The 26,740-nt window shown below is 40.2% G+C and carries 24 protein-coding genes; 18 read left to right on the top strand and 6 right to left on the bottom strand.

The window, feature by feature from the left end; translation table 11 throughout:
- Positions 1-16: 16 nt before the first annotated feature.
- From AOC35_RS12240 to AOC35_RS12220, 5 genes are read right to left on the bottom strand one after another with little or no spacing between them, the layout of a single operon-like run.
- Entirely contained in the window at positions 17-1,147 is a 1,131-nt protein-coding gene (locus tag AOC35_RS12240) for a deoxyguanosinetriphosphate triphosphohydrolase (RefSeq protein ID WP_108647377.1), read from the bottom strand.
- Positions 1,147-2,229 carry a 3-dehydroquinate synthase gene (gene aroB / locus AOC35_RS12235; RefSeq protein WP_108647375.1) on the bottom strand — a complete coding sequence of 361 codons (1,083 nt, stop codon included), beginning with the start codon at positions 2,227-2,229 and terminating at the stop codon, positions 1,147-1,149. The genes AOC35_RS12240 and aroB overlap by 1 nt, the downstream gene beginning before the upstream one ends.
- Complete coding sequence (locus AOC35_RS12230; protein ID WP_108648831.1) at positions 2,226-2,750, bottom strand: shikimate kinase; 525 nt, start codon at positions 2,748-2,750, stop codon at positions 2,226-2,228. Before AOC35_RS12230 ends, aroB begins: the two co-directional genes overlap by 4 nt.
- 56 nt (positions 2,751-2,806) lie before the next feature.
- A complete protein-coding gene (locus tag AOC35_RS12225; RefSeq protein WP_159077578.1) occupies positions 2,807-3,913 on the bottom strand; it encodes a type IV pilus secretin PilQ in 1,107 nt (368 codons plus the stop codon).
- Entirely contained in the window at positions 3,910-4,701 is a 792-nt protein-coding gene (locus AOC35_RS12220) for a hypothetical protein (RefSeq protein ID WP_108647370.1), read from the bottom strand. Before AOC35_RS12220 ends, AOC35_RS12225 begins: the two co-directional genes overlap by 4 nt.
- 105 nt (positions 4,702-4,806) lie before the next feature.
- Here AOC35_RS12220 and AOC35_RS12215 point away from each other — a divergent pair, with 105 nt between their 5' ends.
- The 18 genes from AOC35_RS12215 (at position 4,807) to hisD (ending at position 25,617) form a co-directional block, all read left to right on the top strand.
- The gene (locus tag AOC35_RS12215; protein ID WP_108647368.1) at positions 4,807-7,047 is read left to right on the top strand and encodes a penicillin-binding protein 1A; all 2,241 of its coding nucleotides are present in this window, start codon (positions 4,807-4,809) and stop codon (positions 7,045-7,047) included.
- 9 nt (positions 7,048-7,056) lie between these two features.
- Positions 7,057-7,608: a transposase gene (locus tag AOC35_RS12210; protein WP_108647366.1), complete on the top strand. Its 552-nt coding sequence runs from the start codon at positions 7,057-7,059 to the stop codon at positions 7,606-7,608.
- Positions 7,609-7,789: 181 nt separating this feature from the next.
- Complete coding sequence (locus AOC35_RS12205) at positions 7,790-12,541, top strand: glutamate synthase-related protein (protein WP_108647364.1); 4,752 nt, start codon at positions 7,790-7,792, stop codon at positions 12,539-12,541.
- A gap of 22 nt (positions 12,542-12,563) precedes the next feature.
- Positions 12,564-14,027: a glutamate synthase subunit beta gene (locus tag AOC35_RS12200; protein WP_108647362.1), complete on the top strand. Its 1,464-nt coding sequence runs from the start codon at positions 12,564-12,566 to the stop codon at positions 14,025-14,027.
- 272 nt (positions 14,028-14,299) lie between these two features.
- A complete protein-coding gene (locus tag AOC35_RS12195; RefSeq protein ID WP_245898508.1) occupies positions 14,300-15,373 on the top strand; it encodes an extracellular solute-binding protein in 1,074 nt (357 codons plus the stop codon).
- Positions 15,374-15,448: 75 nt separating this feature from the next.
- On the top strand, positions 15,449-16,249 hold the full coding sequence (locus AOC35_RS12190; protein WP_108647360.1) for a cyclase family protein: 801 nt from the start codon (positions 15,449-15,451) through the stop codon (positions 16,247-16,249).
- A gap of 159 nt (positions 16,250-16,408) precedes the next feature.
- Positions 16,409-17,260, top strand: a complete 852-nt coding sequence (locus tag AOC35_RS12185) for an ABC transporter ATP-binding protein (protein WP_108647358.1) — start codon at positions 16,409-16,411, stop codon at positions 17,258-17,260.
- The gene (gene mlaE / locus AOC35_RS12180) at positions 17,257-18,039 is read left to right on the top strand and encodes a lipid asymmetry maintenance ABC transporter permease subunit MlaE (RefSeq protein ID WP_108647356.1); all 783 of its coding nucleotides are present in this window, start codon (positions 17,257-17,259) and stop codon (positions 18,037-18,039) included. The genes AOC35_RS12185 and mlaE overlap by 4 nt, the downstream gene beginning before the upstream one ends.
- 41 nt (positions 18,040-18,080) lie before the next feature.
- A complete protein-coding gene (gene mlaD / locus AOC35_RS12175) occupies positions 18,081-18,560 on the top strand; it encodes an outer membrane lipid asymmetry maintenance protein MlaD (protein ID WP_108647354.1) in 480 nt (159 codons plus the stop codon).
- A gap of 4 nt (positions 18,561-18,564) precedes the next feature.
- Entirely contained in the window at positions 18,565-19,350 is a 786-nt protein-coding gene (locus tag AOC35_RS12170; RefSeq protein WP_108647351.1) for an MlaA family lipoprotein, read from the top strand.
- A 73-nt stretch (positions 19,351-19,423) separates the two neighbouring features.
- The gene (locus tag AOC35_RS12165; protein ID WP_108648829.1) at positions 19,424-20,092 is read left to right on the top strand and encodes an MlaC/ttg2D family ABC transporter substrate-binding protein; all 669 of its coding nucleotides are present in this window, start codon (positions 19,424-19,426) and stop codon (positions 20,090-20,092) included.
- 4 nt (positions 20,093-20,096) lie between these two features.
- Positions 20,097-20,363, top strand: a complete 267-nt coding sequence (locus AOC35_RS12160; RefSeq protein ID WP_108647349.1) for an STAS domain-containing protein — start codon at positions 20,097-20,099, stop codon at positions 20,361-20,363.
- A 3-nt stretch (positions 20,364-20,366) separates the two neighbouring features.
- The gene (locus tag AOC35_RS12155; RefSeq protein ID WP_108647347.1) at positions 20,367-21,134 is read left to right on the top strand and encodes an ABC transporter ATP-binding protein; all 768 of its coding nucleotides are present in this window, start codon (positions 20,367-20,369) and stop codon (positions 21,132-21,134) included.
- A complete protein-coding gene (locus AOC35_RS12150) occupies positions 21,127-21,939 on the top strand; it encodes an ABC transporter permease (RefSeq protein WP_108647345.1) in 813 nt (270 codons plus the stop codon). Before AOC35_RS12155 ends, AOC35_RS12150 begins: the two co-directional genes overlap by 8 nt.
- Before the next feature lie 49 nt (positions 21,940-21,988).
- Positions 21,989-22,225, top strand: a complete 237-nt coding sequence (locus AOC35_RS12145) for a BolA family protein (protein ID WP_108647344.1) — start codon at positions 21,989-21,991, stop codon at positions 22,223-22,225.
- 58 nt (positions 22,226-22,283) lie between these two features.
- Positions 22,284-23,558: a UDP-N-acetylglucosamine 1-carboxyvinyltransferase gene (murA, locus tag AOC35_RS12140; protein WP_108647341.1), complete on the top strand. Its 1,275-nt coding sequence runs from the start codon at positions 22,284-22,286 to the stop codon at positions 23,556-23,558.
- A 68-nt stretch (positions 23,559-23,626) separates the two neighbouring features.
- Positions 23,627-24,268 carry an ATP phosphoribosyltransferase gene (gene hisG, locus AOC35_RS12135; protein WP_108647339.1) on the top strand — a complete coding sequence of 214 codons (642 nt, stop codon included), beginning with the start codon at positions 23,627-23,629 and terminating at the stop codon, positions 24,266-24,268.
- A gap of 38 nt (positions 24,269-24,306) precedes the next feature.
- A complete protein-coding gene (gene hisD / locus AOC35_RS12130) occupies positions 24,307-25,617 on the top strand; it encodes a histidinol dehydrogenase (protein WP_108647337.1) in 1,311 nt (436 codons plus the stop codon).
- 45 nt (positions 25,618-25,662) lie between these two features.
- On the opposite strand, the gene hisC is transcribed toward hisD, so the two are convergent.
- Positions 25,663-26,727 (bottom strand): histidinol-phosphate transaminase, encoded by a 1,065-nt coding sequence (gene hisC, locus AOC35_RS12125; RefSeq protein ID WP_108647335.1) that lies wholly within the window; start codon positions 26,725-26,727, stop codon positions 25,663-25,665.
- Positions 26,728-26,740 lie beyond the last annotated feature (13 nt).

Here is a 26,740-nt window from a genome sequence, read left to right as displayed (position 1 = left end):
CTTTAAATTAAAACTTTTACTGACTCAATCGTAAAAACTCTTTTTTAGCAAATCGATCTGTCATACCTGCAACATAGTGAGCAACGCGACGATGCGGTTCATAATTTTGGCCAAGTAAAAAATCAGACGGAATTTCCTCAGGAAATTGAGTGTAATGTTTAAAAAGAAAGCGAACTTGCTGAGCTGCTTCATCCGTTACTTTGACCACTTGTGGGTGTCGATATAGGTTCTGAAACAAAAACCGCTTCAGTTCTATCATTTGCTCCATGATCTCATTAGAGAACCCAATCATCTGCGGTAGGCCTCGCACTTGATCAATACTGTTAGGTAGATACTCATTGATTCGTTTTAGGGAGCTCTTGACTAAGTCATCGACTAATAAATGAATCATATGCCGAATGACCTCATGCTTGAGCCTACGATCATCTAAAGTAGGATAAATGGAGCGAACTTTATTGAGTTGATTTTGCCAAATGGTGACTTGATGTAAATCGTCGATATGGATTAATCCAGATCTTAAGCCATCCTCGATGTCATGATTGTTATAGGCAATTTGATCAGCGATATTAGCAAGTTGAGCTTCCAGACTCGGTTGAAGATGATTTTCAAATTGATGGGTTAATTGCCCAAGCCATTGACGGTGACGTTGAAGGTTGTTATTTGAAAGATGTTTAAGAATTCCTTCTCTAGTCTCAAAAGTTAGGTTTAACCCGTCAAAAGTGGGATACCTTATTTCCAAAAAATCCACCACCCAAAGACTTTGTAAATTGTGTTCAAAGCCAAAATGGTCTTTCATGCAATCGTTCAGGGCATCTTGTCCAATATGACCAAAAGGCGTGTGACCTAAATCATGTGCCAAACAGATCGCTTCGACTAAATCTTCGTTTAAATTTAATCTTCTGGCAATGGCACGACCAATTTGGGCCACTTCCAAACTATGCGTCAAGCGAGTTCGAAAGTGATCACCCTCATGATTTAAAAAAACTTGGGTTTTATATTCAAGCCGACGAAAAGCGCCGCAATGAATAATTCGATCACGATCTCTCTGAAAGGGATTTCTCCCAGAATTAGTTGGTTCCGCGGATTCTTGATGAACTCGTCCTCGACTCGATTCAACCGAAGCTGCGTAGGGAGCCAGAGGAGTCATTAAAGTGCTCCGCAGGCCTTTAAAGCAGGTATAACTATATCGTCTGATAATTTTTGAACTTTTGCTTGTCCTAGTTTTTCAAGAACAATATATTTAATTTGACCAGACTCAGCCTTTTTATCATGGGACATATAAGATAAATAACGGGACGTGTCCCATTGAGGAGCTTCTGTTGGTAAATGAAGAGTTTGGATGATACGCGTTAGTCGATTTCTATCATCTATCGATAGATAGCCTAATTGCTGAGACAATTCGGCCGCAATTGCCATTCCGCAACCAACCGCTTCCCCGTGTAACCATTCACCATAACCCATGCCGGTTTCAATCGCATGTCCAAAAGTATGTCCAAAATTAAGGTGAGCACGTACACCACTCTCTTTTTCATCTTGAGCTACAACCTCGGATTTGATCTCACAAGACCTTATTACTACGTGCTCGAGACAATTGAGATCATAGTGATTTAATCCGTGAGCATTTTGTTCTATCCAATCTAAAAAGAGAGAGTCAGCAATTGCCCCATGTTTAACTACCTCCGCTAAGCCAGCAGCAAGTTCTCTTTTGGGCAATGTCAACAGAGTCTTTAAATCAATCAAGACTGCGATAGGTTGATAAAACGCCCCAATCATGTTTTTGCCAAGAGGATGGTTAATACCTGTTTTACCACCAACGGAAGAATCTACCTGACTAAGTAAAGTTGTTGGGATTTGTACGAACTTAATTCCTCGCATATAAGATGCGGCGGCGAAACCTGCCATATCACCGACTACCCCGCCACCAAGGGCAAAAATAGTCGCTTTACGATCAGCATTCGACTCTAATAAGCCAGTAAATATAAGTTGAAGAGTTTCCCAATTCTTATAGGATTCACCATCTGGGAGAACAATTCGGACTACTTTTTGACCATTGGCATGAAGGCTTGCCTCTAAACGATCAGCATAAAGTGCTTCTACAGTAGTGTTGGTGACAATAAAAGAAGCACTTGAGCTTTTGAATTGAGAAAATAAATCTACGTTATCTAAAAGGTCTTGACCAATAAAAATAGGATAAGAGCGATCGCCGAGACTAACGTTTAAGGTTTTCAATTCATTAACTCCAGTTGCATTACAAGTTGGTTTGTCAGTAGACTGACATTCGGTCTGCCAGTATCAACAATTTGATGAGCGATTGAAGTGTAAAGCGGATCTCTAATAGCAAATAATTCTTTGAATTTCTTTTGGGGATCAGGTGTATTTAAAAGCGGCCTAGATTTATCATGACGGGTACGAAGCCATAGGTCATGAGGATTGGCCCGCAAATAAATGACATAGCCAAACTGCTTAAGATTTTCACGATTTTCTGCCAATAAAATACTTCCACCGCCAGTGGCTAAAACAATGTTATCGAGGGAGACTAAATCCTTAATGACAGAAGCTTCCCTTTTACGAAAGCCGTCCTCCCCCTCCATTTCAAAAATAGTAGGGATTTTTACACCACACCTCTTTTCAATTTCATGATCACTATCAATAAATACCTTGCCAAGTCTTTTTGCTAAGACTTTACCGACGGTAGTTTTACCAGCGCCCATCAAACCTACGAGGATAATATTATTTGGAATACAGTTCATAACCACAATTTTACGCAAGGTTTTGATGAAACAAGAAAATCTTCCAAATAAATTGATTATTTAGGATTATTTAGGTATCTACCATGGTGATCAATAAGGGATGGAGTTAAAAAAACCAATAACTCCGTCTTATCCTTTAACTTGGTTTGATGTTGAAAAAACTTTCCAAAATAAGGAATATCTCCCAGTAACGGAATTTTGACAATGTCTTCGCGTTCTGTCTGTAAATAAATCCCACCAATAACTACCGTACCACCATCTTCAACTAAGATTTGAGATTTTAGATGTTTAGTATTAATTGCAAATCCTTGTTCGGTTTTCATACCAATGGAATCTTTACTGATTTCTACATCAAGAAGAATATGTTGATCTTCAATGGTTGGAAGGACCTCTAACTTTAAATTTGCTTTCCTAAATTGAACCTTAGCACCTTCTTTGCTACTAGATTGATAGGGAAGCTCAGTCCCCTGCTCGATAGTTGCTAAGGTTTTATTGGCTGTAACAATTCTTGGATTAGCAATAATATTGCCTTGACCATCTGATTCAAGTGCAGATAATTCAAAATCTAGAAAAGGTAATACCCCCTTTTTTAACATCGTAATAGCAGCAATAGGTGAATCAAAACCATTTAGACCGTTTGCGGATAAGTCAGATGATAATTTCCCTTGAATTTTGGAGCCTTCTGGATGTTGATACCCCAGCTTTACACCTAAATTTCTAGCGAATCGATAATCCGCTTCCACAATACGTGCTTCAATAAGCACTTGTTGTGATTTTGAAGAGCTTGCTTGAATTAAAGACTTTGGAAAGTAATTTTTAATCTCTTGTAATTCTTTTGGGGTGCCAATAATCACTAAATTTTCATGTTTAAAGGAAGATAAACCATGATTAGCAAGCAAATAAGCAAAGGCAACTTCCCACGGAATGTTATTAAACTGAACAGAGCAACGCCCCTGAATCTTTTCGAGACCAATCATTTCAATATTTCCAAGTTTTGCTAATAGACGGAAAGAATCACTGATTGAAATATCATCAAAATTCATTTGAATAGGATGATTGGGTAATAACTTTTGGCTAGCACTTTGAACGCTATTTTCATTAGCAAGTGTGTTGCTACTCGGTAAAATAACCCACAATAAGATCAAACAAAATATATATTTCAAAATAAAGATTTCTTCCTAGAGATGTTTTGAGTCATTCCACCCGTGTGAGAAACAGTAATATGCGTTGGGTGTATCGCATTTATTTGCCAAGAATCAATAATGACTTGACCAGTTTGCAGTTCTTTTTTTTCGTCCTTAATACTAATGATCGCAACGGGTTGAGCGTAGTTACCATAAAACCCCAAATACGCGACAGTTTTAAGACTATCAAGGGGCGATGATTTTTTGACAACAGGTAATTGGGAGGGATGTTTGGAAGTTTGAAGATGATTTTGTAATGCACCCTCGACATCCTCAAGACCAATTGATAAGCTCTCTAACTGTGCCAAAACCTCATCAGAATCTTCTAAAGTTGCAATGGATGTTTGAAGTTCAATAACCAAATTATTGAGATTAGTTAGCTTTTCTGCAGTCTTCTCAATTTGCAAAGAAAGTGTTGTAACCGTATTGGTATAAAAAAAGTATCCAATCAGGCAGGTAATAACAGTCAAAATTAGACTAGTTCCGATAGGTAATAAAAATAATATTGGGGATTTAAAAATTTCATTCCCTTTAGCTTGGGTTGATGGCGCGATTTTAGGAGGGGGTGCTGTCCGTTTTCTTGCATTCGTAATTGACTCTTGACTCTGGGGGCGAAGTATTTCTCCAGTATCTAAATCAACAGAGCTAGAATCATTAGTAATTGATTTATTTGATAAATCTCTAGTTAAAAGGGGATCATGAAGAAGGTCTTCAAAATCTTCAAGTGAATCATCAAAGGATTCTGAGGTTATTTTTCTATTAAACATAGTTCATTGTGACAACGATATGTCTTACCTCGTGCTGAAAGTAATGTCAGAGAAATCTGACTCAATAGTCGTGACGAGTGAATACAGGATATCTATAATAGGTAAATGAAAAAATTACTTCTTATTTTTGCCGCATTAGGTATTAGCGGATTAGTTGCCGTAGGCTTATTAGGCGCATACGCAGTCATCATCGCCACCCCTCATTTACCATCCCTAGAAGTTGTCAAAGATTACAGACCTAAAGTACCACTTAGAGTTTTCACTAACGAAGGAATTTTGATTGGAGAGTTTGGTGAAGAAAGAAGGAATTTAACCCCTATTAACAATTTTCCTATGGCACTTAAAAATGCTGTCATTGCAACTGAGGATGACCGTTTTTATGATCATAGTGGGGTTGATTTACAGGGCTTCGCCAGAGCGATTGTGGCTAACTTAAGTGGCCGTTTTAACCAGGGTGCATCAACAATTACGATGCAGGTTGCGAGAAATTTTTTCTTGTCAAATGAAAAAAAATTAAGCCGAAAACTGTATGAGGTCTTGTTAGCTTTTAAGATTGAACAAAATCTATCAAAAGATCAGATTCTTGAGTTGTACATGAACCAAATTTACCTAGGTCAACGCTCCTATGGTTTTGCTAGCGCGGCTAGGATTTATTTTGGTAAGAATGTTTCAGAATTAACAATCGCTGAGTCTGCCATGTTAGCTGGTTTGCCCAAAGCACCATCTGCATACAATCCCGTAGTTAATTTTCGACGTGCCAAAATTCGTCAAGAATATATTTTGCAAAGAATGCGAGATCTCAAATATATTACTGCTGAACAGTATGCAACGGCCATGTTAGAAGAGTTAAATGTCAGAGGTTTAGGTCGTGAATTTGAATTACACGCCGAATTTGTCGCTGAAAATGCCCGTCAACTTCTCATTTCAATGTATGGAGAAAACGTTTATCAACAAGGATTAAATGTCTATACAACGGTAAAAAGAATTGATCAAGATGCCTCATATTCAGCCCTGCGTAAAGGTATTATGGATTATGACTTCAAGCATGGATATAGAGGGCCAGAGGGGTTCGTAAAAATCCCTAATGCTTCCATTGATAGCAAGGAAATGAAAAGGGCTTTGGATAATGCCTTAAATGATCATCCAAGTAGTGATGATGTTTTAGCAGGTGTAGTTTTGGCAGCTTCAACTAATGAGTTAAAAGTATTTATCTCTACCGGTGAAGTTGTTGTCATGCAGGGAGAGGCTCTCAAATTTGTTAAAGATGCTTTAAGCCCCACAGCACAACCTAAAATCAAGATTTCAGTAGGCTCAATTATTCGTGTCATGCCTAAAGTGAATGGTGGCTGGCAGATTACGCAACTACCAGAAGTTGAAGGTGCATTAATTTCAGTGGACACGCACTCTGGCGCGATCTTATCGATGACTGGTGGTTTTGATTTTAAGAGAAATCAATTTAATCATGCCATGATGGCAGAGCGTCAGCCAGGATCATCCTTTAAGCCTTTTTTATACGCAGCTGGAATTGAAAAAGGCATTATGCCAAGAACAATTGTGAATGATGGACCATTATCTTTTAGCGGGGTAGAAACTGGTGGTAAGGCTTGGGAGCCAAAGAATTATGATGGAAAAATGGAAGGTTTAATGACTGTCCGAACGGCATTGGCGAAATCTAAAAATTTAGTTTCGGTAAGAATAATGCGATCAATTGGACCACATTACGTTCAAGATTTTATTCAGCGTTTTGGTTTTGAACCAGAAAAAAACCCACCCTATTTAACCCTTGCTCTAGGCGCTGGTTCTGCAACACCTTTGCAAATGTCTTTGGGATATAGTGTTTTTGCTAATGGTGGCTATGAAATTACGCCGTATCTAATTGACAAAATCGTAGATTCTAAAGGTAAGGTTCTTTTTCAAGCATCTCCAAAAACTGTTGAAGATGGTGCAAAAAGAGTTTTAGATGCTAGAACAGCATTTGTGATGGATAGTCTGCTACAAGAAGTAACCAAATCAGGAACTGCAGCGTCTGCTCGTGGACGTTTAAAAAGATCTGACATTGCTGGCAAGACCGGTACCACGAATGATTCTCATGATGCTTGGTTTGCTGGATATCAGCCCAAAGTAGCAGCTGTTGTTTGGATTGGCTTTGATAAGCCAAGGAGCCTTGGTGCAACTGAAACCGGTGGCGGATTAGCTTTACCAATTTGGATTAACTACATGGCGAAGGCATTGCAGGGTTTTCCAGAAAGCTCGCGTGAAATTCCTGAAGGTGTTCAGTCTATAGATGGTGATTGGGTAGTTCCAGAATTTAAGGAAAACGCCCAATATACCAATTTGACGGATTAATGAGTCCGCATGGCAAGAAAAGCGCGAAGTCTTACTCCGGGCACGCCAATGTACGTTCGTGCAAAGGGACTTGATTCTCTGAAGATTTTTGCTAGTGATGAAATGAAATTGAATTTCTTAGCTTGGTTAAGAGATGCCGCTAAAACCTATCAGTTAACCATCCATGCTTACAGCATTTTGCCAAATCAATTAGAAATGTTGGTGACGCCTAAAGATGAGTCAAGTCTTGCCAGAACCATGCAATCTCTTTGTCGAAGATTTACCCAAAAATATAACCAACAGCACCAGAAAATGGGCACAGTTTGGCAGGGACGATTCTATTCGAAGGTGGTTGAAACAGATCAAGCCCTATTATTGTGCCAAGCGATGATTGATCTGAGTAGCGTTAGAGATAAATTAGTGGCACATCCAGAACAGTACATTTGGTCAAGCTACCGAATTCATGCTGGTCAGGAATCTAATTATGGCCTAGTTGACATTCTCCCTTTTTGGCATTTAGGTAATACTCCCTTTGAGCGCCAACAAAAATGGCGCAATTGGTTACAAGAATTAGCCAATTAATTGCAATACATTAACTCTGTCCCCATGATTTTCCTCTCCAAGTTGGTGCAAAACCAAAATGGGGGACAGAGTAAGTGTAATAACATTTGTAGTATTGGGGGTATTCCCCTATAGTTTAATTCTTCAGCTAAATATCGGGTTTTTGACAGTAAAAAAATTGTCAAAAAAGAATGGGAAAAATATGACTCAACAAATGAATTTACGTCCGCAAGCACAAGGCTTGTACGACCCACGCAATGAACATGATGCGTGTGGTGTTGGTTTTGTAGCGCATATCAAAGGACACAGAGCCCACGAGATTGTCAGCCAAGGTTTAAAGATATTAGAAAATTTGGATCATCGGGGCGCAGTGGGTGCAGATGCCTTAATGGGTGATGGCGCTGGCATATTGGTGCAAATTCCCGATCTGCTATTTCGCGAGGAAATGGCTAAGAATGGTGTAGAACTCCCACCCGATGGTGAATATGGCGTAGGTATGGTTTTTTTGCCTAAAGAGCATGCCTCAAGATTAGCTTGTGAACAGGAATTAGAGAGAACAGTCAGAATTGAAGGACAAGAAATATTGGGCTGGAGAGATGTTCCGGTAGATGCTAATATGCCAATGTCACCGAACGTCAGAAAATCAGAGCCAGTGATTCGTCAAATTTTCATTGGTCGTGGTCGAGAAATTATGACTACAGATGCTTTAGAGCGTAAGTTATATATTATTCGCAAGTCTGCAAGCCATGCCATTCAAAATTTAAATTTAAAGCATGGTAAGGAGTATTTTGTAACTTCAATGTCTGCTAGAACGATCGTTTACAAAGGTCTTCTTCTCGCAAATCAAGTTGGAGCTTACTATACAGATTTAACGGATGAAAGATTTGTATCTGCTTTAGCAATGGTCCACCAACGCTTTTCGACAAACACATTCCCAGCTTGGGAGTTAGCACATCCTTACCGATTAATTGCTCACAACGGTGAAATTAATACTGTAAAAGGCAATGTCAACTGGATTAATGCTAGAACAGGAGCGATCAAATCTGTTGTGTTGGGCGATGATTTGAAAAAATTATGGCCTTTAATTTACCCAGGTCAATCTGATACAGCCAGTTTCGATAACTGTTTAGAGTTGCTAGTCATGGCGGGTTACCCTCTTACGCATGCCATGATGATGATGATTCCAGAAGCTTGGGAGCAGCATACTTTGATGGATACAAATCGTAGAGCGTTTTATGAGTATCACGCCGCAATGATGGAACCATGGGATGGTCCAGCCGCAATTGCATTTACTGACGGTAGACAAATTGGAGCAACCTTAGACCGTAACGGACTGCGCCCTGCAAGATACTATGTAACAGATGACGATTTAGTCATCATGGCATCTGAGGCAGGCGTACTTCAATTTCCAGAAGGAAAGATTGTAAAAAAATGGCGCCTGCAGCCAGGCAAGATGTTCCTCATCGATATGGAACAGGGCCGAATCATTGAAGATGAAGAATTAAAAGACTCTTTATCTAAAGCTAAGCCATACAAGAGTTGGATTGAAGCAGTAAGAATTAAATTAGACGAACTGACGGTTAAAAATATTGCCGTAGAATCTTCCACGACAAGCCGTAGTCCAGCTAAGCTATTAGATCGTCAACAAGCATTTGGATACTCTCAAGAAGATTTGAAGTTTTTGATGGCACCAATGGCGCTTTCTGGTGAAGAAGCGATTGGTTCAATGGGTAACGATAGTCCACTTGCTGTTTTATCGAATAAAAATAAGATTCTATATAACTACTTTAAACAGTTGTTTGCTCAAGTTACGAATCCTCCAATTGACTCCATCCGTGAAAACATGGTCATGTCTTTGGTATCTTTCATTGGTCCTAAACCCAATCTTTTAGATACCAACAATATTAACCCTCCGATGCGACTAGAGGTAAGTCAGCCAATTTTAGATTTTGAAGCGATTTCAAAAATTAGAAATATCGAGCAATATACAGGCGGAAAATTTAGAACGCATGAATTAGATATTTGCTATCCGATCGCATGGGGTAAAGATGGTATTGAAGCAAGACTAGCATCTTTATGCGCTGAAGCAGTGGATGCGGTGCATTCTGGCTTTAACATTTTAATTGTGAGTGATCGTCAAGTAGCTCAGGATTTTGTGGCAATTCCGGCACTATTAGCTACGTCTACAATTCACCAGCATCTCGTACAAAAAGGTTTAAGAACGAGTACTGGACTTGTAATAGAAACTGGGTCAGCTAGAGAAACACATCACTTTGCTTTATTGGCAGGTTATGGCGCAGAAGCTATCCACCCTTACCTAGCAATGGAAACATTAGCTGATTTAGCAAAAAATTTACCAAGTGATTTATCAGCAGAAAAAGCCATTAAGAATTACATCAAGGCCGTAGGAAAAGGCTTGCAAAAAGTAATGTCAAAAATGGGTATCTCTACCTATATGTCTTACACAGGTTCGCAAATTTTTGAAGCAATTGGACTGTCAGATGAGTTAGTTGAAAAGTACTTTAGCGGAACAGCATCTAATGTCGGTGGAATCGGAATATTTGAAGTAGCTGAAGAAGCCATATTAATGCATCAAAAAGCATTTAGTGAAGATCCGGTCTTAGCAAATATGTTGGATGCAGGTGGCGAGTATGCCTTCAGAATTCGTGGCGAAGATCATATGTGGACTCCTGATTCCATCGCGAAATTACAACACTCGACGAAGGCTGGGCCTGAAAATGGTGGTTATCAGACTTACAAAGAATATGCGAATTTAATTAACGATCAAAGTAAGCGTCATATGACTTTGAGAGGTTTGTTTGAATTCAAAATCGAACCAAGTAATGCAATTGACGTTTCTGAAGTAGAGTCTGCAAAAGAAATCGTTAAACGTTTTGCAACTGGTGCGATGTCTTTAGGATCTATTTCGACTGAAGCCCATGCAACATTAGCAGTTGCAATGAACCGAATTGGTGGTAAATCGAATACGGGTGAGGGTGGAGAAGATCAGAACCGTTATACCAATGAATTAAAAGGGATTAAGATTGGTACTGGTGAGAGCTTGGCATCGCAGCTCGGCAAAGATGTAATTGAAGCTGATATTCCACTTCAAGCTGGCGATTCATTACGCTCAAAAATTAAGCAGGTTGCGTCTGGTCGTTTTGGTGTAACCGCAGAGTATTTAACTTCGGCCGATCAAATACAAATTAAGATGGCACAAGGTGCAAAACCTGGTGAAGGTGGTCAATTGCCGGGTGGAAAAGTATCTGATTACATTGGAAAATTACGTTACTCTGTGCCAGGAGTGGGATTAATATCACCACCTCCACACCACGATATTTATTCAATTGAAGATTTGGCGCAGTTGATTCACGATTTAAAGAATGTCAATTCGAGCGCAGATATTTCTGTGAAACTAGTTTCTGAAGTTGGCGTTGGAACGGTTGCTGCTGGCGTTGCCAAAGCAAAAGCAGACCACGTTGTGATTGCTGGACATGATGGTGGTACTGGTGCCTCACCATTATCTTCTATCAAACATGCAGGCTCACCTTGGGAATTAGGTTTGGCTGAAACTCAACAAACCTTAGTGTTAAATGGGTTACGCGGACGTATTCGAGTCCAAGCAGATGGCCAAATGAAAACTGGTAGAGATGTTGTGATTGGAGCACTGTTAGGTGCTGAAGAATTTGGTTTTGCAACCGCACCATTAGTGGTAGAAGGTTGCATCATGATGAGAAAGTGTCATCTCAATACCTGTCCAGTAGGGGTTGCGACGCAGGATCCAGTTCTTAGAAAAAAATTCTCCGGCAAGCCAGAATACGTTGTGAATTTCTTCTTCTATGTAGCTGAGGAAGTTAGAGAAATTATGGCTCAATTAGGAATTAGAACTTTTGATGAACTAGTAGGTCGAGTAGATTTACTGGACACAAAGAAGGGAATCGAGCATTGGAAAGCAAAAGGCTTAGATTTCAGAAAGATCTTTGCACAGCCAGATCAACAAATTAACTCTGACTTACGTCAAGTTCAAATCCAAGACCATGGCTTAGAAAAAGCGCTTGATCATGAGTTAGTTGCAAAAGCTCAAGAGGCAATTAATCAGGGCACAAGAGTTTCGTTCATTACTCAAGTAAATAATGTAAACCGTACAGTTGGAGCAATGTTGTCTGGTGAAGTGGCAAAAAGGTACGGCCATGCTGGTCTTCCTGATGACACGATCCACGTTCAATTAAATGGTACAGCTGGTCAAAGTTTTGCGGCATTTTTAGCACATGGAATTACATTTGACCTAGTTGGTGACGGAAACGATTACGTTGGTAAAGGTTTATCAGGCGGACGCGTGATTGTCAGAGTACCAAACGAGTTCAAAGGACATCCAAGCGAAAATATCATCGTTGGTAATACTGTTTTATATGGAGCGATTGCAGGTGAAGCCTACTTCAATGGTGTAGCTGGCGAGCGTTTTGCGGTGCGTAACTCTGGTGCGATTGCAGTTGTTGAAGGAACAGGCGACCACGGTGCAGAGTATATGACTGGCGGCACGATTGTTGTTTTAGGAAATACTGGACGTAATTTTGCAGCGGGTATGAGTGGCGGAATTGCTTATGTTTATGATGAAGATGGTTTATTTGCTAAACGTTGTAATACAACGATGGCAACTTTAGAGCCAGTACTCTCTAAACAAGAACAAGAAAAGCAAATTCCCGTATCTCAGTGGCACGCTCCTGAAAATGTAAAAGAAGGTGGCAAACGTATTTGTGATGAGGAAATCCTAAAGGATTTAGTAGAAAAACATTTCCGTTACACCGGCTCAGAACAGGCTAAAAAAATACTAGGTAATTGGGAAACTGAAAGGGCACGCTTTATCAAAGTATTCCCAACAGAGTACAAGAGAGCACTAGGTGAGTTGTGGGAAAAAGCTCAGGGTTTAGCAGAACAGAAAACTGAAAAAGTTTAACGAAAGAATAAGAGAGATTGCCATGGGAAAAATGACAGGATTTATGGACTTTGAACGTCAGTCCGAGCATTATGAAGCACCTTTAACACGCGTCAAACACTATAAAGAATTTGTAGCACCACTTACAAATGAAGAGGCAAAAACGCAAGGTGCGCGTTGTATGGATTGTGGTATTCCATTTTGTAATAATGGCTGCCCTGTAAACAATATTATTCCTGATTTCAATGAATTAGTATTTCAGCAAGATTGGGAAGCCGCGATTGCAGTTTTACATTCGACAAATAATTTTCCGGAGTTTACTGGCAGAATTTGTCCGGCACCATGTGAATCAGCTTGTACTTTAGGAATCAATAGTGATCCAGTAGGTATTAAGTCAATTGAACATGCAATTATTGATAAAGCATGGGAAAACGGCTGGGTTAAACCACAATTACCAACCCATAAGACAGGCAAAAAGATTGCTATCGTTGGTTCAGGTCCTGCAGGACTAGCGGCTGCTCAACAGTTGGCAAGAGTTGGACATGATGTAAGTGTTTATGAAAAAAATGATCGTGTGGGCGGATTACTGCGTTACGGTATCCCTGACTTCAAAATGGAGAAATGGTTAATCGATAGACGAGTTGAGCAAATGGAAGCAGAAGGTGTGACGTTTGTAACCGGTGTGTTTGTTGGTAAAGAGCAGTTAGATCCTGCCATTAAAGATTACTCACAAAAAAGAGTAGACCCCGATGAGTTGCTAGCAAAATATGATGCAGTCATTATTAGTGGTGGTGCAGAGCAACCAAGAGACTTACCAATACCTGGACGTGACCTAAAAGGGGTGCACTACGCGTTAGAGTTTTTAATTCCGCAAAATAAAGAAGTTGCTGGCGATATAAAAAACACGATTGATGCTAAAGGTAAGCATGTGATTGTGATTGGTGGGGGTGACACGGGTTCAGATTGTGTGGGAACGTCGAATCGTCATGGTGCCAAATCTGTCAGCCAATTTGAGTTATTACCACAGCCTCCACAAGAGGAAAATAAACCATTGGTATGGCCATATTGGCCAACTAAATTGCGTACTTCATCTTCCCATGAAGAAGGTTGCGCAAGAGATTGGTCAGTTGCTACAAAACGTTTTGAAGGTAAAGATGGCAAACTTGAGAAACTGATTGGTGTACGTCTCGAATGGCGTGATGGCAAAATGGCTGAAATTCCGGATTCAGAGTTTGAAATGCAAGCTGAATTAGTTTTCTTAGCCATGGGCTTTGTTTCTCCAGCTCAGCAGATTCTTGCTGGTTTTGGTGTCGAAAAAGATAATCGTGGAAATGCCAAAGCAACTGTAGATGGTATGAAAGCTTATCAAACCAATCAACCAAAGGTCTTTGCAGCAGGCGATATGAGACGTGGTCAATCTTTAGTTGTATGGGCTATCCGTGAGGGTCGCCAATGTGCTAGAGCAGTTGATGAGTTTTTAATGGGTTCAAGTGAACTGCCAAACTAAGTCCTTCAAACTATAAAAGCGATCTCCCAAAAGTTAGAGTTTGCACCTAACTTTTGGGTAGCTTGATTAATCGGTAAGAAAAGTTTTTCTCAAAACTGATAGTGTGCCTCATCGCGTATTGATATTTACCCAAATAATGTCAATAAAAGTAGCTTCATTCCTTATTAAAAATAGAAATACGTAAGAAAAGAAGTAAAAAATCCCTTATAAATGATAATGATTCTCATTTGCGATAAAATGAAATTTAGTCAAATTAAATAAAGGATTCGCGGATGAGAAATCGTACTTTTCAAAAGAACATCAGTATTTTGATGGTTGTAGTAGGTTGCAGTTATGGAACGATCACGAATAGTCAAACTAATGTTGAAGCCTTAAAACAAAAGGAAATCAATCTTTATGCGACCAGACATTTTCCAACAGATGAGACGCTTTATAGCGAATTTACAAAGAAAACAGGTATCAAAATAAATCGTATCGAAGCGACTGAAAGCGAACTTAGTGAAAGATTAAAAGGCAATGATCTAAGAAGCCCTGCCGATGTCATTATGTTGGTGGACGCATCAAGACTTTGGAAGATTGAACATGAGGGGTTCTTCAAACGAATCCATTCACAATATCTTGAGGAACGCATACCTGAAAATTTAAGATCCAAAAAGGATACTTACGGATCAACTTGGTTTGGAGTGACAACTAGAGCTAGGATGATTGTCTATAACAAATCAAAAGTAAAACCAACGGATGTCGATACCTACGAAAAACTAGCAGATCCAATCAATAAAGGGATGGTATGTACTCGGTCGGGAACTCACCCTTATATGCTTTCGTTAATGGGATCAAGAATAGAGTTACAAGGTGAAAGGGCAACTGAAGATTGGGCAAAAGGCATAGTTCGAAATATGGCTAGATCTCCCAGCGGAGGAGATACGGACCAAATCAAAGCTGTAGCTAATGGAGAGTGTGGGGTGACCTTAACAAATTCATATTACTTAGCGCGCTTAATGAAATCAAGTAAACCAGAAGATCAAAAAGTTATCAGTAACATTGGATATATTTGGCCGAATCAAACAACTACAGGAACACATATAAATATAATTGGTGCAGGTGTAGCAAAGAATGCACCTCACCTTAAAGAGTCAATAGAATTTATGGAATATTTGGCGAGTGATGAAGCACAAAAATACTTTGCAAATAGAAATCATGAGTGGGCAGTTGTAAAAACAGTTGAAGTAGAAAATGATGTTTTAAAAAAATTAGGAAATTTCATTGTGGAAAACATTCCAATGGACGCTTTTGCGAAGCATCAAAAAACTTCCCAAGAGATATTAGAAAAAGTTGGATATCATTAAGAAAATTAGAATTAAATAAAGTCCCCAAAAAATGAGTTGTGGTAAATTAAATAAACAACAAAAGTAGGGGACAAAATGACAAGAAAATTAATAGATATTTCGATCTATTTAGACAATGAAACGATTAGTGATCCACCCTCGTTTAAACCTAAAATAGAGTACTTTACTCATGCAGATACGGTAGAGCGCATTGCGGAATTTTTTCCAGGCTTACAAAAAAATGAATTGCCGGATGGCCAGGGATGGGCAGTAGAGGTTGCAACCATCTCGACACATAATGGGACGCACTTAGATGCGCCTTATCATTTTCACAATACGATGGACGATGCTTTAGGTGAAAAAAAACCATCTATTACGATTGATCAAGTACCACTGGAGTGGTGTTTTGCTCCCGGAGTAAAACTAGACTTTAGACATTTTGCGGACGGTTATGTTGTAACTGCAAAAGATGTAGAAGAGGAGTTAAAACGAATCAACTACACACTTCAACCTTTAGATATTGTGGTTGTAAATACGCGAGCTGGTTCCCGCTTTGGACACGATGATTATGTGTCGTCGGGATGTGGCATGGGATACGAAGCAACCATGTATTTATTAGAGCGTGGAGTGCGCTTAACTGGAATTGATGGTTGGAGTTGGGATGCACCCTTTGTTCATACGCAAAAGAAATATGAAGAAACGAAAGATTCGAGTCTAATCTGGGAAGGTCATAAAGCAGGACGAGATATTGGCTATTGTCATTTAGAAAAATTACACAACTTAGAGGCTTTACCACCGTTCGGATTTTATATTAGTTGTTTTCCTCACAAAATAAGAGGTGCCTCTGCGGGATGGACTAGAGCAGTAGCAATTTTTGATGATAAATTATTTGCTTAAGAGTTGAAACAGAAGTCTATATCCGTTTTTTTTTATGAAAGTTTGATCAAAATAACGGATCTTTGTAGCAAAAAGACCGTAGAAAGTGAAAAAACATCAGAATTTTAAGGAATTAGTAAGAAAACTTTTTGTAATACAAATTTGAATGATAATAATGGGATGGAATCCATACCTAACAATATTATCGCCTCTTTAAGCAAAGTGGAATTTTCTTACGCCCCTGGCGAAAGAAAGATTCTAAGCGGTTTGGATATGGAGTTTCAAAGAGGAAAAGTGACCGCCGTCATGGGAGGATCAGGTTGTGGTAAAACCACAATTCTTCGTCTGCTAGGTGGTCAAGTCCTTGCAAGCTCCGGACAAGTTAAATTTGATGATCAGGATATTAGTAAATTGGATCATCAAGGTTTAATCAGCGCACGCCGCAAAATGGGAATGTTGTTTCAATTTGGAGCACTTTTTACAGATATCAGCGTATTTGAAAATGTAGCCTTCCCATTACGTGAGCACACAGATTTAGATGAAGAAATGATTCGTGACTTAGTCATGATGAAACTCAATGCAGTCGGTCTCAGAAATGCTAGAGATTTAATGCCCTCACAAATTTCTGGGGGAATGGCTAGACGTGTTGCATTTGCAAGAGCTGTGGCCTTAGATCCACCGCTAATCATGTATGATGAGCCGTTCGCAGGCCTAGACCCAATTGCCTTGGGTGTTACAGCCCATTTAATCAAAGATATGAACAGTGCACTAGGGGCTACGAGTATTATGGTAACCCACGATGTACCTGAAACTTTTGGCATCGCTGATTATGTTTATTTTATTGCTGATGGAAAAATTGCTGCAAAGGGTACTCCAGAAGCATTAAAGGAATCGAAAGACCCGTTTGTGCAACAGTTTATTCATGCTCAACCGGACGGCCCAGTTCCGTTTCACTATCCTGGAGCTGATATTGGTCGAGACTTTGGTATAGAACAAAAACAAGATTCAGCAAATAAAGCAAAATTAGTATGATTTCAGAACAAATTACCCGACTCGGAGCAATGATTCGAACGAATGTGCTTAGTCTTGGATATGCGACTAGGATGTTTTTTGCGATTCTTGCACGATCAGGAAGTATCTTTAAACGCTTTCATTTAGTAAGAGATCAAGTGTTTTTCTTGGGCAATTACTCCTTTGTCATTATTGCTGTATCAGGATTATTCGTGGGCTTTGTACTGGGTTTGCAAGGTTATTACACCTTGAATCGCTATGGATCAGAACAGGCGCTAGGGCTTTTAGTTGCATTATCACTCACGCGTGAATTAGGCCCAGTTGTGACAGCCCTTTTATTTGCAGGGCGTGCCGGAACCTCTTTAACTGCTGAAATTGGTTTGATGAAAGCAGGCGAGCAACTGAGCGCAATGGAAATGATGGCTGTTGACCCTCTTTCTCGGGTCTTAGCTCCAAGATTATGGGGCGGAATTATTGCCATGCCAATCCTAGCCGCAATCTTCAGTGCTGTCGGCATTTTAGGCGGTTACTTAGTAGGCGTGCAGTTAATTGGTGTCGATTCTGGTGCATTTTGGTCTCAAATGCAAGGCGGGGTTGATGTAATCAAAGATATTGGTAACGGGGTAATTAAGAGTGTAGTCTTCGGTATAGCTGTCACATTTATAGCCTTGTACCAAGGTTTTGAAAGTAAAGCGACTCCAGAGGGAGTCTCATTAGCGACAACAAGAACAGTGGTGATATCGTCATTAACGGTTTTAGCACTCGACTTTTTATTAACAGCGGTGATGTTTTCGACTTAACTGTCATAGAAAACTGATATAAATCCAATGGTGAGGATGCAATGAAGAAAAATATCTTAGATTTTTGGGTTGGACTATTTGTCCTAATAGGTTTTGCAGCCTTGTTATTTTTAGCTTTAAAAGCTGGAAATATGAGTACTTTTAGTTTTTCAAAAACCTATAGTGTCTCTGCAGTCTTTGATAATATCGGCGGTTTAAAACCCAGAGCACCTGTAAAAAGTGCTGGGGTAGTGGTGGGGCGGGTGGCTTCGATCGATTTTGATGATAAAAATTATCAAGCAAGAGTGACCTTAAATATTGATGAAAAATTCCATTTTCCGAAAGATTCCTCTGCTAGAATTCTCACCTCTGGCTTGCTGGGTGAACAATATATTGGTTTAGAAGCAGGTGGAGATGAGAAAGTTTTGAGTGAAAACAGTAAAATAACGCAAACTCAGTCCGCAATCGTTTTAGAAAGTCTTATTAGTCAGTTCTTATATAGCAAAGCTGCTGATTCTGGGAAAGATTCAGATAAAAAATAAATTAATGAAAACACCTCACAATTCTTTTATCGTAACAATTCAAAGATTGAGTCTAGCCATTTTGGCCCTCGCTTTGGTATCTTGTGCCTCAATCCCAGAGGGGCAAGTGCGGATTAAAAAAGATCCTTGGGAAGAAACCAATAGAGCAGTTCTTTCCTTTAATGATGGCTTAGATGACTATTTAATTCGGCCTGTTACAAAGGCGTATGAATATGTGTTACCAAATATTGTTCGGACAGGAATTAGGAACGTTTTTTCAAACGTTGGGGATGTATATAACTCTGTAAATAGCCTTTTGCAAGGTAAACCAAAGGACGCATTTGATGGCGTAGTGCGTGTGATGGTCAACACCACCATCGGGCTTGGCGGTATTTGGGATGCAGCGTCAGCTGCTGGAGTTGAAAGACATAATGAAGATTTTGGTCAAACATTCGGCGTTTGGGGATTCCCAGATGGGCCCTACATGGTATTGCCACTGCTTGGCCCGAGTACCGTACGGGATACTTTCGGTTGGTTTTTTGATATTCAAACGGATGTCCTAATTAAAAAAATCGATGATATTCCATTAAGAAACTCCATAACAGGGGTGAGGATTATTGATCAAAGGGCAAAATATTTGGGCTCAAGTGACATATTAGAAAGTGCTGCGTTTGATAAATATAGCTTTATTAGGGATGCTTATCTGCAGAGAAGACGAAGCAATCTTTATGATGGAAATCCGCCGATGATGGAAGAGGAAGATGAGGAAAATACCCCTGACTACTCTTCCGAGAACAAAAGAATACGTTAATCACAAAAACCTTACAAAGTTGATAGTGAAATAGAGTTAGTTATAAATAATTTGAAATATGAAAGCAACGCAAATGAATGCCGTAAATTACATCCCTTCGTCCTCTTTTTTTAAGAAATTAAGCCAATATTTTTTGGCAGTATCTTTACTATGCATTAGCGTGACATCACTCACAACGCATGCACAGACGGTAGACTCTACGCCAGATGGGTTGGTTCAAGCGATTGTGAATGATGTATTAAACACAGCGAAAACAGATAAAGATATTCAATCCGGCAATATCAATAAAATCATTGCACTCGTTGATCAAAAAATTGTGCCCTACTCAGATTTGGCAAGAACAACTCAGTTAGCAATGGGTCGACATTGGTCAAAGGCAACTCCTGAACAACAAAAATTAATCATTGGTGAATTTAAGCTCTTGTTAATCAGAACTTATGCTGGTGCTTTAACCCAAGTAAAAGATCAAACAGTTCAGTTACGTCCGTTTAGGATGAGTCCAGAAGATACCGAAGTGGTAGTTCGTACTCAAGTAATTGGTAAAGGTGACCCGATTCAATTAGATTATCGATTAGAAAAAACAGCTAATAATGTTTGGCGAGTTTACGATTTAAATGTACTCGGTGCCTGGTTGGTAGAAGCTTATAGAGGCCAATTTAATAATCAAATTAGTCAAAGTGGTATTGATGGCTTAATTACCTTTTTGCAAGAGCGTAATAAAACCTTATCAAAGGCCAAATAATTTTATGTTTGTTTTACCTGCCACCATCAATCATCAGAATGCATTAAAAATCCGTCAAGACGGTTTAAGCGCATTAGCAAAAAATACCGATGAACAAGTGGTGAGTGGTAGCGAGCTAACGCAATTTGATTCAACGGCATTATCTGTTTTGATGGCATTCGTTAGGACATATCCAGATTTAAAAATTATTGAGGCTCCAAAAAAATTAGTCTCATTATCAAAAGTGTACGGTCTCGAAACGCTCCTTCCGATTAGCTCTAGTAACGAGTAGTCAATGTCTGCGATATCCATTCAAAATGTCAAAAAGACCTATGGCAGCTTACAAGCTTTAGCTGGAGTCAGTTTAGAGATCCAGCAGGGAGAGTTCTTTGGTTTATTAGGACCTAATGGTGCCGGTAAAACGACCTTAATCACTTCAATGGCAGGACTCTGTAAGCCGGACTCTGGGTCGATTTCAGTAATGGGTTTTGATGTTCAAAAAGACTTTAGAATGTCTAGACGTCAATTAGGTGTTGTGCCACAAGAGCTCGTATTTGATCCATTTTTTACCGTGCGTGAAACTTTACAGTTTCAGTCTGGATATTTTGGACTGCGAAAAAACGATGATTGGATAGATGAAATTCTGGCTAATCTGGGTTTAACGAGTAAAGCCGATTCGAATATGCGAGCTCTATCTGGCGGGATGAAACGTCGGGTCTTAGTGGCACAAGCACTAGTTCATCGTCCACCTGTAATCGTGTTAGATGAGCCAACTGCGGGAGTAGATGTTGAGCTCCGGCAATCCTTGTGGCAGTTTGTAAGTCGCCTCAATCAAGCTGGGCATACGATTGTTCTGACAACCCATTATTTGGAAGAGGCCGAGTCATTATGCGGCCGGATTGCCATGTTAAAACAAGGGCGATTAGTTGCCCTAGATACCACCGCAAATTTATTGGCTAAGCATCGTCCTCCAGGGGCGCCTGTGCGGATCTTGGGCGATGATGGTGCGGCTGACTTAGAGGCCGTGTTTGTAAAAATTATGGCTGAGGCAAATCATGAATGATTTCTCAACGAAGGCTCTGACACCTTTAGGTGACTTACCTCCTGCACTAATCCAAAGTGGATTTGTCACACTCTTACATAAAGAGGTGAAACGGTTTTATAAGGTAGCTTTTCAGACAGTGGGCGCGCCCGTACTAACGGCGGTTCTTTACCTACTCATTTTTGGGCATATTTTAGAAAACAGTCCAAAAATTTATGGCTATGGTTATTCAGCTTTTTTGATTCCTGGACTCATCATGATGAGTGTTTTGCAAAACTCCTTCGCAAATACCTCCTCGTCGATTATTCAGTCAAAAATTACGGGGAATTTAGTCTTTGTTCTGTTAGCCCCACTGTCCCATGTCGAGATGTTTTGCGCATATATTTGTGCTGCAATGATCCGTGGCTTAGTCGTTGGGATGGGCGTTTTTTTAGTCACGATAGGCTTTGCTAGCGTGCCATTTGAAGCCTTTATTTGGATTATTATTTTTGCCACACTAGCTTCAGCCTTGTTAAGTGCCATGGGTTTAGTTGCAGGTATTTGGGCAGATAAATTTGACCAATTAGCAGCTGCCCAAAATTTTGTAGTGACCCCACTCACGATGCTCTCTGGAGTTTTTTATTCGATTCATTCGTTGCCACCATTTTGGCAAAAAGTTTCACACTTTAATCCCTTCTTTTACATGATTGACGGATTTAGGTATGGTTTTTTTGGTCAATCCGATGTGTCACCCTGGCAAAGTTTCTTTGTCTTACTATTTGCATTTATTGTTGTCACCTTCATCTGCTTAAAGTTACTTAAAAGCGGATATAAATTAAGACACTAATGCTAAGAAGCTAAAATAGTGTTCAATCTTTTTATTTAAAGTAAAACCAATGAATCCAACCCCAGAGCAAATCAAAGAATATATCGAGTTAGGCTTGGAGTGCACTCACGTATCATTAGATGGTGATGGTCAGCATTTTTATGCAACGATTGTGAGCCCTAAGTTTGAGGGTTTACGACGTATTCAGCGTCATCAATTAGTATATGCTGCCCTCGGGGATAGAATGAAAGCAGAAATTCATGCCTTGTCCTTTAAAACACTAACTCCTGAAGAGTATGGGCAATAACAAATAACCTTAGTTGTTTAACTAATGTTTTGAATCAATAATTCAGTAAAGAATAAATATGGATAAATTATTCATCCGAGGTGGTAAGCCTTTACATGGTCAAGTCAGAATAGCCGGTGCAAAAAATGCAGCTTTGCCGATTTTATGCGCCGCCTTGTTAACCAAGGACAAGTTAACGCTTCGTAACTTACCGGATTTACAAGATGTAAGAACTATGTTGAAATTGCTTGCGCAAATGGGCGTGAGTATTCACTTTCCAAATGAGTCGGATAGGACTGTGGTAGAAATTCAGGCGCAGACTATTGCAAAAGCTGAAGCAACCTATGACATGGTAAAAACCATGCGTGCATCAATTTTGGTTTTGGGACCGCTGTTAGCCCGCTTTGGTAATGCTAGAGTGTCTTTGCCGGGTGGTTGTGCAATTGGCGCAAGACCCGTTGATCAGCATATCAAGGGCATGCAAGCGATGGGGGCGAAGATGCATATTGAGCAAGGGTACATCCAAGCTTATGCGCCAGAAGCGTCAGGTCGTTTGCACGGGGCAAGAATTCTTACCGATATGATCACGGTGACGGGTACCGAGAATTTAATGATGGCCGCCGTCTTGGCCGAAGGAAGAACGGTTCTAGAAAACGCCGCAAGAGAACCTGAAGTGACGGATCTAGCCAACTTATTAATTGCCATGGGCGCCAAAATTACTGGTTTAGGCACAGATCATCTCATCATTGAGGGTGTCGAAGCGTTACATGGTGCAGAATACGAAATTATTGCGGACCGAATCGAAACTGGCACTTTTTTATGCGCTGTGGCCGCAACGACCGGTGAAATCAAACTAACCCATTGTCGTCCAGACACGCTTGAGGCCGTCATCACCAAATTAAAAGAAGCTGGCTTAGAAATGCAGATTGGGCAAGATTGGATTGTGGCGAAGATGAGTAAAAGACCACAACCGATCAGCTTTAGAACTTCCGAGTACCCTTCTTTTCCAACGGATATGCAAGCGCAGTTTATGGCGCTCAATACGATTGCCAATGGCAGTGCTCGAGTTACAGAAACTATTTTTGAGAATCGCTTCATGCACGTTCAGGAGATGAACCGATTAGGCGCGAAAATTTCGATTGATGGCAATATTGCGATGGTTGAAGGAGTTGAACATTTGTCGGGTGCGACAGTCATGGCAACCGACTTAAGAGCGTCAGCAAGTTTAGTGATTGCTGGACTTGTGGCAACAGGAGAGACCTTGATTGAGCGTATATATCATCTTGACCGTGGCTATGATCGCATGGAAGTAAAGTTGAGTGCCCTAGGTGCCCAAATTGAAAGGGTGAATTAAATTTCTTCATTTGATGCAAATTCATATCAGTTTGAAATCAAAACAAGAGAAAGATTTACAATAGTTATATGTTGACACTAGCACTATCTAAGGGAAGAATTTTTGAAGAAACGATGCCAATGCTCGAAAGAGCAGGAATTCGTGTCAAAGAAAATCCTGAAACGTCCAGAAAACTGATTATTGAAACATCTCATCCTAATTTAAGAATCATTATTGTGCGTGCTTCCGATGTACCAACTTATGTTCAGTTTGGTGGTGCAGACCTTGGTGTTGCAGGCCAAGATGTATTGATTGAGAATGGTTATGAGGGCTTATACGTTCCCATTGATTTGGGCATCGCTAAATGTCGGATGTCTGTTGCTGTTAAACAAGGTTTTGATTACGCCAGTGCAGTAAAAAAAGGCGCTAGATTAAAAGTGGCTTCAAAATACGTACAAATTGCTAGAGATCACTTTGCAACTAAAGGCGTGCATGTTGACCTAATCAAATTGTATGGCTCGATGGAGTTAGCCCCGTTGGTTGGACTTGCTGATGCCATCGTTGATTTGGTTTCGACAGGCAGTACGCTGAAAGCCAATTTCCTAGAAGAAGTTGAACAAATTCAAGACATCAGTGCGCACTTAATCGTCAATCAAGCAGCTCATAAACGTCAAAGAGCTGCCATGCAAGAGTTTTTAGACGCTTTTGCAGCAGCTGCTGCACCAAACTAATTTGTACATTTCAGTTTTACTACCTAAATACCATACAGATGATGCGTCGATTAAATACCCAAGATACTAATTTTTCTGAGGAATTAGCCCAGCTACTGAGCCTATCTGAAGAAGATTTATCCAGTATCGAAAGCATTGTGACCGGTATTTTGCAAAAAGTAAAAACAAGCGGGGACGCGGCAGTTTTAGAACTAACGAACCAGTTTGATCGCTTAAATGCCACTGACGTAAAAGAACTAGAATTAAGTAAAGCAGAATTACAAGAAGCCTTAAGATCGTTACCGACAGAACAAAAATTAGCGCTAGAGTCAGCCGCAAGTCGTGTTCGCGCCTATCATGAGCGTCAAAAAATCGAATCTGGTTGTACCTCTTGGGAATATGAAGACGAACACGGTACTAAACTCGGCCAAAAAGTAACACCCTTAGATCGGGTTGGCATTTATGTACCAGGTGGTAAGGCGGCTTACCCGTCTTCAGTACTCATGAATGCTATTCCTGCCAAAGTAGCTGGTGTCAAAGAAGTCATCATGGTGGTACCCACCCCGGACGGTACACACAATCCATTGGTTCTTGCCGCCGCTGCGGTTGCGGGAGTTGACCGAATTTTTACGATTGGCGGTGCCCAAGCTGTGGGTGCGCTGGCTTATGGTACACAAACCATTCCGGCTGTGGATAAGATTGTAGGTCCTGGTAATGCTTATGTAGCCAGTGCAAAAAGACGTGTATTTGGTATTGTTGGCATCGATATGATTGCGGGTCCTTCAGAAATATTGGTAATTTGTGACGGCACTACCGATCCAGATTGGGTTGCAATGGATCTCTTTTCGCAAGCAGAGCATGATGAATTAGCCCAGTCGATCTTGCTTTGTCCAGATCAAGCCTATTTAGATGCCGTTGAAAAAAGCATCCAAAAACTATTGCCAGAGATGCCTCGTAAAGCGGTCATCGAAAAATCTCTCAGAGATCGCGGGGCCATGATTTTGGTAAAGGATATGGCGCAGGCTTGTGAAATTTCGAATCAAATTGCCCCTGAACATATGGAAATTTCAGCTCAAAATCCGAGACAGTGGCTAGAGTTAATCCGCCATGCTGGTGCAATTTTTTTAGGAAAATTCACGAGTGAATCTTTAGGTGATTATTGTGCTGGACCAAACCACGTATTACCAACTTCAAGGACAGCAAGGTTTTCTTCTCCACTCGGTGTTTATGACTTTATAAAGCGCTCCAGTTTGATTGAAGTCAGTCAAGCCGGTGCGGATCAACTCGGCAAAATCGCCAGTGTACTTGCACATGGTGAAGGTCTTCAGGCGCACGCTAGGGCAGCTGAGATGCGCTTGAAAAAAGATTAATCTAATACAACGAATTGTTTTTATAACAGTTCAATCTCAAATTGCTTAGGCCAGAATTTCTTTTAAGGCTGCAATCAGTTTTGCACACTCTGCATCGGTGCCAACAGTAATACGTAGATAGTTATTAATTCTGGGTAAATTAAAGTAACGAATCAAAATATTACGCTTGCGAAGTTCGGTGTAAATATCTTCAGCATTCTTCGAGACATGGGTTGTAAAAACAAAATTTGCTTCAGAAGTAAGGGTATTAAATCCTAGCTGAGATAAATCGAGGATGAGTTGCTCACGAGTATTTTGAATTTTCTGAATCGTGCTAGCTAAATGTTCCGTATCCAAAACTGCCGCAGTTGCACCTACTTGGGCTAAGCGTCCAAGTGGATAGGAGTTAAAACTATTTTTAACACGCTCAAGACCCTCAACTAATTCAGCGCTGGCAATCGCATAACCAACGCGCAAGCCGGCAAGTGCTCTAGATTTAGAAAAACTATGAGTCACAATTAGATTGGGAAACTGATTAACCAATTGCACACTCGACTCACAACCAAAATCGACATAGGCTTCATCAATAACGACTACGCTCTGGGTATTGGTATCAAGTAAACGTTTGATTTCCGATAAAGGGGTAGCAAGTCCAGTTGGTGCGTTAGGATTCGGGAAAATGATGCCCCCATTATTAGGGTGGGCTAAATAATCATCAATTTGAATTTGAAAAGATGTGTTGAGCGGAATTTTTTGATAAGCAATCTCATATAAGCTGCAATAGACTGGATAAAAGGTATAAGTAATATCCGGAAAGAGAATCGGGTGGGACTGTTTAAAGAGACCTAAAAAAATGTGAGCTAAAACTTCGTCTGAGCCATTACCAACAAAAATTTGATTTGGCTCAACGGCGTAGGTTTTCGCAAGACTGGCTTTTAACTGATCTGAATTTGGTGGAGGATACAAGCGCAGTGCGTCATCGTTGGCATTTTGAATTGCTTCGAGAGCCTTCGGAGAGGGGCCGTACGGGCTTTCATTTGTATTCAATTTAATCAAATTTTCAGCCTGAATTTGTTCTCCTGGCTTGTAGGGAGTCAGTTCTTTGACTGTTTTGCTCCAAAATTTAGACATAAAAAAGGTTCCT

The organism is Polynucleobacter rarus (assembly GCF_003072505.1).
Lineage (GTDB): Bacteria > Pseudomonadota > Gammaproteobacteria > Burkholderiales > Burkholderiaceae > Polynucleobacter > Polynucleobacter rarus.
This window is presented reverse-complemented; position numbering and strand designations above follow the sequence as displayed.

Excerpts from the sequence above, each read along its gene's own strand:
- AOC35_RS12240 (WP_108647377.1), bottom strand. The coding sequence starts at position 1,147 with ATGACTCCTCTGGCTCCCTACGCAGCTTCGGTTGAATCGAGTCGAGGA.
- AOC35_RS12230 (WP_108648831.1), bottom strand. The coding sequence starts at position 2,750 with ATGAACTGTATTCCAAATAATATTATCCTCGTAGGTTTGATGGGCGCT.
- AOC35_RS12220 (WP_108647370.1), bottom strand. The coding sequence starts at position 4,701 with ATGTTTAATAGAAAAATAACCTCAGAATCCTTTGATGATTCACTTGAA.
- AOC35_RS12215 (WP_108647368.1), top strand. The coding sequence starts at position 4,807 with ATGAAAAAATTACTTCTTATTTTTGCCGCATTAGGTATTAGCGGATTA.
- AOC35_RS12210 (WP_108647366.1), top strand. The coding sequence starts at position 7,057 with ATGGCAAGAAAAGCGCGAAGTCTTACTCCGGGCACGCCAATGTACGTT.
- AOC35_RS12205 (WP_108647364.1), top strand. The coding sequence starts at position 7,790 with ATGACTCAACAAATGAATTTACGTCCGCAAGCACAAGGCTTGTACGAC.
- AOC35_RS12200 (WP_108647362.1), top strand. The coding sequence starts at position 12,564 with ATGGGAAAAATGACAGGATTTATGGACTTTGAACGTCAGTCCGAGCAT.
- AOC35_RS12195 (WP_245898508.1), top strand. The coding sequence starts at position 14,300 with ATGAGAAATCGTACTTTTCAAAAGAACATCAGTATTTTGATGGTTGTA.
- AOC35_RS12190 (WP_108647360.1), top strand. The coding sequence starts at position 15,449 with ATGACAAGAAAATTAATAGATATTTCGATCTATTTAGACAATGAAACG.
- AOC35_RS12185 (WP_108647358.1), top strand. The coding sequence starts at position 16,409 with ATGGAATCCATACCTAACAATATTATCGCCTCTTTAAGCAAAGTGGAA.
- mlaE (WP_108647356.1), top strand. The coding sequence starts at position 17,257 with ATGATTTCAGAACAAATTACCCGACTCGGAGCAATGATTCGAACGAAT.
- mlaD (WP_108647354.1), top strand. The coding sequence starts at position 18,081 with ATGAAGAAAAATATCTTAGATTTTTGGGTTGGACTATTTGTCCTAATA.
- AOC35_RS12170 (WP_108647351.1), top strand. The coding sequence starts at position 18,565 with ATGAAAACACCTCACAATTCTTTTATCGTAACAATTCAAAGATTGAGT.
- AOC35_RS12165 (WP_108648829.1), top strand. The coding sequence starts at position 19,424 with ATGAATGCCGTAAATTACATCCCTTCGTCCTCTTTTTTTAAGAAATTA.
- AOC35_RS12160 (WP_108647349.1), top strand. The coding sequence starts at position 20,097 with ATGTTTGTTTTACCTGCCACCATCAATCATCAGAATGCATTAAAAATC.
- AOC35_RS12155 (WP_108647347.1), top strand. The coding sequence starts at position 20,367 with ATGTCTGCGATATCCATTCAAAATGTCAAAAAGACCTATGGCAGCTTA.
- AOC35_RS12150 (WP_108647345.1), top strand. The coding sequence starts at position 21,127 with ATGAATGATTTCTCAACGAAGGCTCTGACACCTTTAGGTGACTTACCT.
- AOC35_RS12145 (WP_108647344.1), top strand. The coding sequence starts at position 21,989 with ATGAATCCAACCCCAGAGCAAATCAAAGAATATATCGAGTTAGGCTTG.
- murA (WP_108647341.1), top strand. The coding sequence starts at position 22,284 with ATGGATAAATTATTCATCCGAGGTGGTAAGCCTTTACATGGTCAAGTC.
- hisG (WP_108647339.1), top strand. The coding sequence starts at position 23,627 with ATGTTGACACTAGCACTATCTAAGGGAAGAATTTTTGAAGAAACGATG.
- hisD (WP_108647337.1), top strand. The coding sequence starts at position 24,307 with ATGATGCGTCGATTAAATACCCAAGATACTAATTTTTCTGAGGAATTA.
- hisC (WP_108647335.1), bottom strand. The coding sequence starts at position 26,727 with ATGTCTAAATTTTGGAGCAAAACAGTCAAAGAACTGACTCCCTACAAG.